The sequence below is a fragment of the Streptomyces sp. NPDC002785 genome (genome assembly GCF_040295565.1).
Taxonomy (GTDB): Bacteria; Actinomycetota; Actinomycetes; order Streptomycetales; family Streptomycetaceae; genus Streptomyces.
In genome coordinates, this window is sequence record NZ_JBEOVN010000270.1 from 1 (window position 1) to 7,977 (window position 7,977).

Here is a 7,977-nt window from a genome sequence, read left to right on the forward strand (position 1 = left end):
GTTTTACGGGTTGTTAATGCACAGGGCAAGTTGGGAGTTTTCCCCGGGCCCCGGGGGGGGCGGGGGCCGGGGGGGTGTGGGGCGGGGCGGCCCCCGCCCGGCCGCCCCCCGCACCGGATCTGCAGCCGGAGTCCGCATCGGCGCCGGCACCCACCCCGCTGCTCCAGGCGACTCCGCACCGGCTCGGGGCGCCGAGCGTGAGCGGGCTTCACCTCCAGTTCGGTACGGATGCCTCGTCCGAGATGATCGTTTCCTGGATCACCCCGCAGTCGGTCCGGCGTCCGCACGTCCGCCTCGGCTTGCCGGAAGGCGGCCTCGGCCGGGTGATCGAGGCCGAAACGCGGACCTACCGGGACGCGCTCTCCCAGGAGGAGGTGGACGTCCACCACGCCCGGCTGTCCGAACTCCGTCCGGCGACCACCTACCTGTATGCCGCCGGCCAGGATGGTGCGTCGCGCGGCCGCGCCGCCTTCACCTTCACCAGCTTCGGGGACCAGGCCACCCCCAACCTCCGGCGGCAGATCAAGTTCCCGGACGGTGTCCCCTCGCCGTTCGGCCGGTACCCGATGTACACCAGCAGCCAGGTCGGCTCGCCCGCGTCCGCCGACATCGTGGCGGCCGTCGAGCGGGTCGGGCCGCTGTTCAACCTGGTCAACGGGGACCTCTGCTATGCGTCGTACGGCGGCCGCCGCGGGCAGAGCCGGGTCGCGACCTGGGCTGACTGGTTCATCAACAACAGCCGCTCGGCCCGCCTGCGCCCGTGGATGCCGTGCGCCGGCAACGGCGAGAACGAGCGCGGCAACGGCCCGATCGGTGCCGCGGGCTACCAGACGTACTTCACACTGCCCGACTCCACGGCCTCGCTCGACGAGGAGACCCGGGGGATAATGGTACGCGTTCACACCCCGTGCGTGGCGCTCTCCTCAACGACACCCGCACCCCGATCCCGACCTCGACACGGCAGGACCTGATCGACACCGGCCTGGGCACTGTCCATATGATCATCGGCGGTGGTGGGAACATCGCCACCTCCCAGGACGACCTTTTCGAACAGCCCAAGGGCCGCGTGGTCGTCGCTCTGGAGGTCAAGCCGCGCCCACCCGTGCCGTACCGTGAGTCGATCTGGCTCACCGAGGACGCCCCGTGGGCCGCCGTCCAGGACCGCCAGAACACCCACGGCTTCGCCGCCTTCGACGTCGACCCCGGCGACCGCCGCAGCGGCCGGACCCGGATGCGGGTGACGTACTACACCTTCGACGGCCCACACGGCGACCTGACCCCGGTGGACACCTTCACCCTGGAACGCCGCCGCTCCGACGCCCGGAGCTGACAGCTCGACACGCGGGCGTAGCCGACCAGGCGCCTCCCACAAGGTTGCGAGGTCACGGAGGTGCCGTCAGCGGCATGAGCGATGCCGAAGTCCAGGACCCGGGGGCCGGCCGGGGTGAGATGACGTTTTGCGGTTTCACGTCCCGGTGGACGACGCCGGCGGCGTGGATGGCGGCGAGGGCCTGGGCGGTGCCGGTGGCGAAGGCGTACAGGGTGCCGCCGGTGAGCGGGCCGTGGGCGGCGAGATGTTGATGGGCTCATCGCTTCGAGCTGCCTCATCTTGTACGTGAGCAGCGCCGGTGTCGGGGCCGGCGGTGGTTCGTAGTGTTGCTCAGCTCCAGCGCGAGCGCGTACTTGAAGTCGATTCTCGCCCGAACCGCTCCGCGGCCTGCCGGTCGGTGAGCCCCTCCACGAACTGCAACACCAGCACAAGCGCCAACCGGCCCGGTGACCAGGCAGGTTTCCCTCGCACCGGGAACAGAGCTGCGAACTGCCCGTCACTGAACAGGCCCCCCAGCTTGTCCCGGACCCGGATCGCAAGACTGTCCTTCGGGAAGGCGGCCCGTGCCACCCGCACCGTCTCCACCGGGACCTCACCAGGATCCCTCGGCTGCATCGGCATCGACACCCTCCCCATACGACAACGTCGGCTCCCAAGACCACAACCGCGTCTTGGGAGCTGACGTCACGGCGGGCCCCGAATTGACCAACAGCGTCCGATTCTTGGAGAGGGCCCTCACGACTCGGGCGTGTCAGCTGTGGATGAACCACCAGTCGTCGGCCTGGTTCGGCTCGACGTAGTCCTGCCTCTCGCTGACGGTGACGTTGCCGGAGCAGCCGGAGCTCGAGTAACCGACCCAGTGCAGGTCCCCCTTCCACCACCAGCCGCCGATGTAGTTGTCCTTGACGGGGGTGCTGAAGCAGGCGCTGATGTACTGGCCGGCGTGGTTCCATCCGGCGACCTGGATGGAGTAAGTGCTGCCCTGGGTGTCGTAGAAGCGCAGCTGCTGGCCATTGGTTCCGGCGAACGCGGAGCCGGAGCCGAGCACCGCGAGGGCCGCGCCGGTGGCGGCTACGGTACCGATCCTGGCGAGCTTGGTCTTGATGGTCATGGGTTTTCCTTCCGGAGGTAGCCGTACGACATGACGAAGTCGTCGGCTTGGGGCGGGGTAACCATGCGTCGTCGAAGAGACGATGGAGGGGGAGCGACCGGCGGTCGGCTTCTGGCGGAAGCGTCTTACAGGCCGTTCTGGACGTAGTTGTCGCTGCCTTGGTTTCCAGGGAACCAGGCGTCGTGGGTGCCATAGTCGGCGCCCGAGCAGTCATCGGAGTGGGAGGGGGTGTAGCGGACGTCGCCCCACCACCAGCCGTCGAGGTTGTGTACTTTGTCGGGGGTTCGGAAGCAGGCGCCGACCCGTTCGTCCATCGGTGGCGCAGGCGTCCACGTCAGGCTCTGCGAATGAACAGTCAGAAGCTCATCGCGATGGCGGCGACACCCACGACCGACGAGGCAAGAACTCGCCTCTTCCTCATCGCCCGCCCGTACGCAGTCCGGCACGGGCGAGAGAATCGGCATGCACGGTGAATTCTTCAGCCGTCTCGCCCAAGAGTCGGCTGATACGAGAGTCCGTCACATCCACTCCGGCCCTCCAATTCCCCTTCTAGTGACCGGCCGTAGTGGCGAGGATGTCGTCAACCGCTTTCATCTTCCTCTGATGCATCAGGTACAACTTGTCGAGGGCTTTACGGTGTTGCTGGATCAGAGACTGTTGCTTCTCGGACTCGACGGACAGCCACACCTGGGGAAGCTGGACGGACTCCTTGCACGTGACGTCGGCGACCGCCGTTCGCTTCTCCAACGTGGAAACGGCAGGGCCGAGGAACCGATGGTCAGCCATGGCGTCCATCGGGGTCGCGTAGGAGAAGCCCGACGACTTCATGCAGGAGGACCACCGGGCGAAGACCGCCCGCACGCGCGCGTCCTGCGTCGATTCCCGGTTGGCGCGACTGTTGATCAGGCTCGCGATCTCCGAGCCCTCGGGGTAGGCGAAGGGTGCGTGGATCCTGTCGTTCGCCTCCTTCGTACAACCCCCCTTCGGGATCTGCCGTCCATGAAGAACAGGAAGGGATGACGGGGGCGGCGTCGCTGTCCCCGCCGGTGCGTACGGAGTCGTCGTGCCATGGAGAACCAGCATGAGATCGTCGTCGATCCTCGTCCGCTTCTGCGGCGTCTTCCGAATCGGGAGATGGTAGCCCTCCACCTCGGCCTCACGGCGCCTGAGCAGGCCGTACCGCCGATCCGATGGTTGCTGTGCGGACGTGTCATACACCGGTGCCTGGGCAACGATGCCGAACCTACGGACGCACGCGTTGATCAGAGCGTCCTCGGCGGTCGAGATCCTGGCGTGCTGAGCCGCCGTGAAACTGTATGTCGCGAGCGGCAGACCGAAGGTCGGAGAGGACGCCTCACGCGCTGCCGGGGTCTCCGGAGAAGCGGGAGCGACCGATGCCGTACTCGTGGTTTCCCGAGGCACGGATCCGGACTCGGGGGTGCACGCACTCATGCTGATGAGCGACAGGGCCGGCAGCATAATCCGGAGGACTGGGATCATCCTCACTGGAACTGGTAGCACGTTCCCGTGTAGGCCCACGTCATGGACGCGTTGTTGTTGTAGGTGTAGTGGAGCTGGTACGCCTTGGAGTCGGGGGCGATCGCGTCGCACGCCCCGCCGTAGTTGCTGTTGAAGTAGATGGTCGCCCACGTCTTGGAGGGCCACCCCATGGTCTTGGTGTAGCCGGAAGCCGCGTGGTTCTTGACGCTCTGCCCCAGGCCGGCCCCCGTGAGCCCGGGCCACTCGAACTTGTACGGCTCGAAGTTCGGAATGGGAGTGTCCCAGAACGATTCGCCCGCGCCCCCGAAGTTGCTGTTGTAAAACAGGTTGAGGCAGTTGTGGTTGTACCCGTCATTGGGACACGCCGGCCCCACTCCCGCGGAAGCGGCCGGAGCAGCGGCGATGGCCCCCATTGTCACTGCGGCCAAAGTGGTGAACAACGCAGCCGCACGCTTGATCTTACGCACGAACTCCCCCTGATTCGATGTTTCTCGAAGCGATGGAACCGATCTTTCTCGTGCTCCTTAACAGCTGACTAACAGGCGGTGTTAGAGGCCGCCTGGCTGCGCGGGCACCCGCCCGGAGCGCGTTCCCGATGGTGACCCCGCGCGCCTCCGGAGACCGCGCCGCTACGATGACGAGCGGGGATGGTCCCCGCGTTCACACGGGGGTGGGCATGAGGTTCGGGCTTCTTGGCGTACTCACGGTTCACGACGACGGGGGAGTGGACCGTGCGCCGAGTTCCCCCATGGCCAGAGCCCTGTTGGTCGCGCTGCTCCTGGACCCGAACCGGGTCGTCTCCTACGACCGGCTCGAAGCGCTCCTGTGGGACGGGCGGCCCCCGGCCAGGTCTCGGGCCTCGCTGCACAACCATCTGATGCGACTGAGGCGTTCACTGGGCGATGTCTCGCGGGTGCGCAGCGTGGCGGGCGGTCTGGTGCTGGGTGTCGAGGAAGAGGAGTTGGACCACGTGCGCTTCACACGGCACGTGGAGGCGGCGCACGACGCTCGGCTCGCAGCGGACTGGCAGGGTGCGGGCCGCGAGGCGGATGCCGCGTTGTCGTTGTGGCGTGGCGACCCGTTGGCGGAGTTCCCGACCCTGACCCTCGACGCCGTGGCCCAGGTGGCGGAGTGGCAGGAGGCCCGCCTGCAGGCCGTCGAGCTGCGGGGCAACGCCGCACTGCGCCAAGGCCGCCACGCCGAGCTGCTCGCCGAACTCACGCGCCTGGCGCAGGAGTTTCCCGTACGGGAGTCCTTGCACGCTCAGCTCCTCCAGGTGCTGCACCGCGTCGGCAGAAGGGCCGAGGCCCTGGAGGTCTATCACCGCCTACGTCGCACCCTCGTCGACACCATGGGGGTCGAGCCCGGACCGGCGGTCCGTGTCGCCTATCAGGAAGCGCTGGACGACGAACGGGCCCCCGAGCCGCCCGACGCCGCGGCGGTACAGTCCTCGGCAGGCGCCTTCGAGTTCGCCGTGCCGAACGCCCTGCCCCGGGACGTAGCCGTGTTCACCGGCCGGACCACGGAGATCGATCGCCTGCTGACCGCCGCCGTGTGCGACCCCGAGACCCTTCCCGGCGTGGTGGGTATCCACGCGGTCGACGGCATGCCGGGGATCGGCAAGACGGCGCTTGCCGTCCACGTCGCGCACCGGCTCAAGGACGCGTTCCCCGACGGCCAGATATTCCTGCCTCTGCACGCCCATACGCCGGGAACGTCGCCCGTAGATCCGGCGGACGCGCTCACCACCCTGCTGCTCGCCGTCGGGGAGAGCCCCCGGCGCATTCCCACCGACCCGGCCGCGCTGGCCGGCCTCTGGCGCAGCCGCGTGGCCGGCCGTCGCGTCCTGGTCCTGCTCGACGACGCCCGCGGCAGCGATCAGGTCGAACCGCTGTTGCCCGGGACGCCCGGCTCGATGGTTCTCGTCACCAGCCGCCGCCGGCTCGAGGCCCTGACCGACGCGACGCCACTGAGCCTCGAACTGCTCATGCCTGATGAGGCCGTGCACCTGCTCGTGACCAGGGCGGCACGTCCGGACGTCACGGCCTACGACCCGACGGTCCGCGAACTCGCCGCCCTGTGCGGCCACCTGCCGCTCGCCCTCCAGCTCGTGGCCGCCCGGTTGCGTCACCGTCCCACCTGGTCCCCGGCGGACCTGGTACGCGACCTCGGCGCCGCTCACGGCGGGCTCGACGCCCTGGCCTCGGAGAACACCTCCGTCGCCGCTGCCTTCGATCTCTCTTTGCAGGACCTTTCCCCTCGGAGCCGACGGCTGTTCCATCGGCTCGGGCTCGTGCCGGGGGATTGCTTCGACGCCTACGCCGCCGCGGCCATCGAGGACATCTCTCTCGGCTCCGCACGCGCACTCCTGGAGGACCTGGAGAGCCGGCACCTCCTGGAGGAACGGGCGCGCGGCCGCTATCGCATGCACGACCTGGTCCGCGCCTGCGCCCGGGCCGGTGCCGCCGAGGAGACAACGGCCCCTGGGGAGCGCCTGCTCGACTACTACCTGCACGCCACGGCCGAGGCCGACCGCCACATGGCACGTTTCACCGCCCCGGACCTCGTCCGCATAGCGCGCCGCCCCCCGACTCTGCCCGTCTTCCGCGATGCCGAGGACGCCACGGCCTGGATGCACGCCGAACGGGAGAACCTCCGGGCGGCGGTCGAGTACGCCGCCGATCGACGGCACATGGCCCACGCGACGCACCTGCCCGCCGCGATGGCCGAATTCCTGCGGGGAAACGGCCGCTGGCTCGATGCGCTGGCGCTGCACCGGACGGCCCTGGATGCGGCCCTGGTGACGGGCGACCTCACCATGCAGGCCGTGGCCCATCACAACAAGGCGATGATCGAGTGCCTGCGTGGCCACTACGAGCAGGCCGAGGCGGGTTTTCGGCAGGCCCTGACGCTCGTTCGTGAGGCGCGGGACCGCCGCCAGGAGGGGATCGCGCTGAACGGGCTCGGACGGGTCCAGCGGCTGACCGGCAGGTTCGGTGACGCCATGGGCAGCCATCGTGACGCGCTCGCGTGCTGTGTCGACGTGGGGGACGCGCAGGGGCAGGCCGCCGTCTGGATCGAACTCGGCCATGTCCAGCAGCTCACTGGTGACTACGCACAGGCAGCCGCGAGTCTGGAGCGCTCCCTGGAGCTGAGCCGGGAACGTGAGGACGTCACCCGGGCCGGTGCCCTCACCACCCTCGGCGACATCCTCAGGTCCACCGGCCGGTACACCGAGTCCGTCGCCCGCCATCGCGAGGCCCTCGCGCTCTATGAGCGTCTCGACGTTCCGCTGGGCGTGGCGAACGCTCTCACCGATCTCGGTGACGTGCTGAGACTGCTCGGCGCGTACGACGAAGCCGCCGGCACCATCGCGCGGGCCCTGCGGTTGTCCCGAGAGATCGGAAGCAGAATGGGCGTGGCGCAGGCCCTCACGTTTCTGGCCCGGGTGCAACTGCGCCTCGGGCGTCCCGCGGAGGCCGCGCAGGGCCTGCGCGAGGCGCTCGCCATCTGCGAGGAACTGGGCAGCCCCTTCGGGCGCGCTTACGCGACGATGCACCTGGCCGAGGCCACGTCCGCCCTCGGCACGCACGCGGAGGCCCTCGGCCTCGCCCTGGCGAGCGTGGAACTCTGCACGCAGACACAGGACCGCGGCGGCAGGATGACCGCCCTCGTCATCCTGGGCGACGTCCGACTTGCCGAGGAAGCCCCGGAGAAGGCTCTGGAGTGCTACGAGGCGGCTCTCGCCCTGGCCCGCGAGATCCGCTCCCCCTACGATGAGGCCCGCGCCCTCGAAGGTGCCGGGCGATCCCTCGCATGCCTGGGGTCCGCCCGTGAGGGCCGTGCGTTCCTCTGCCAGGCCCTCACGATCGACGAACGGCTCCAGGTACCCGACGCCGACCGCCTGCGCGCACTGCTGTCCGACGCCTGAGACGGTTGTGCGGCCTCAGAGCCTGTCGGGTGGCCGGTTGGTTACGCTGCGATGAGGTCCTCGACGGTGCGGGCTCGTGCGGTCTTGCGGTGGGATTCATGGCTC

At 69.0% G+C, this 7,977-nt stretch carries 7 protein-coding genes and 2 pseudogenes; 3 read left to right on the forward strand and 6 right to left on the reverse strand.

What is annotated here, in order from left to right; translation table 11 throughout:
• The first annotated feature begins 197 nt into the window (after positions 1 to 197).
• Together ABTZ94_RS34595 and ABTZ94_RS34600 are read left to right on the forward strand one after the other, a co-directional pair.
• A complete protein-coding gene (locus tag ABTZ94_RS34595) occupies positions 198 to 971 on the forward strand; it encodes a fibronectin type III domain-containing protein (RefSeq protein WP_351206944.1) in 774 nt (257 codons plus the stop codon).
• Positions 908 to 1,330 (forward strand): hypothetical protein, encoded by a 423-nt coding sequence (locus ABTZ94_RS34600; RefSeq protein WP_351206946.1) that lies wholly within the window; start codon positions 908 to 910, stop codon positions 1,328 to 1,330. The genes ABTZ94_RS34595 and ABTZ94_RS34600 overlap by 64 nt, the downstream gene beginning before the upstream one ends.
• Positions 1,331 to 1,380: 50 nt before the next feature.
• Here the strand turns inward: ABTZ94_RS34600 and ABTZ94_RS34605 are convergent.
• From ABTZ94_RS34605 to ABTZ94_RS34630, 6 genes and pseudogenes are all read right to left on the reverse strand, one after another.
• Positions 1,381 to 1,580 (reverse strand): annotated as a pseudogene (locus ABTZ94_RS34605) (protein kinase domain-containing protein); the annotation flags it as partial.
• A gap of 75 nt (positions 1,581 to 1,655) precedes the next feature.
• Positions 1,656 to 1,951, reverse strand: a pseudogene (locus ABTZ94_RS34610) (transposase); the annotation flags it as partial.
• 130 nt (positions 1,952 to 2,081) lie between these two features.
• Entirely contained in the window at positions 2,082 to 2,441 is a 360-nt protein-coding gene (locus tag ABTZ94_RS34615) for a hypothetical protein (RefSeq protein WP_351206948.1), read from the reverse strand.
• A 125-nt stretch (positions 2,442 to 2,566) separates the two neighbouring features.
• On the reverse strand, positions 2,567 to 2,755 hold the full coding sequence (locus tag ABTZ94_RS34620; protein WP_351206950.1) for a hypothetical protein: 189 nt from the start codon (positions 2,753 to 2,755) through the stop codon (positions 2,567 to 2,569).
• 235 nt (positions 2,756 to 2,990) lie between these two features.
• Positions 2,991 to 3,980, reverse strand: coding sequence for a hypothetical protein (locus ABTZ94_RS34625; protein ID WP_351206952.1), 990 nt, complete (start codon positions 3,978 to 3,980; stop codon positions 2,991 to 2,993).
• Entirely contained in the window at positions 3,944 to 4,408 is a 465-nt protein-coding gene (locus tag ABTZ94_RS34630) for a hypothetical protein (RefSeq protein WP_351206954.1), read from the reverse strand. Before ABTZ94_RS34630 ends, ABTZ94_RS34625 begins: the two co-directional genes overlap by 37 nt.
• 281 nt (positions 4,409 to 4,689) lie before the next feature.
• Between ABTZ94_RS34630 and ABTZ94_RS34635 the strand changes: the two genes are divergently transcribed.
• Positions 4,690 to 7,872 carry an AfsR/SARP family transcriptional regulator gene (locus ABTZ94_RS34635; protein WP_351206956.1) on the forward strand — a complete coding sequence of 1,061 codons (3,183 nt, stop codon included), beginning with the start codon at positions 4,690 to 4,692 and terminating at the stop codon, positions 7,870 to 7,872.
• Positions 7,873 to 7,977 lie beyond the last annotated feature (105 nt).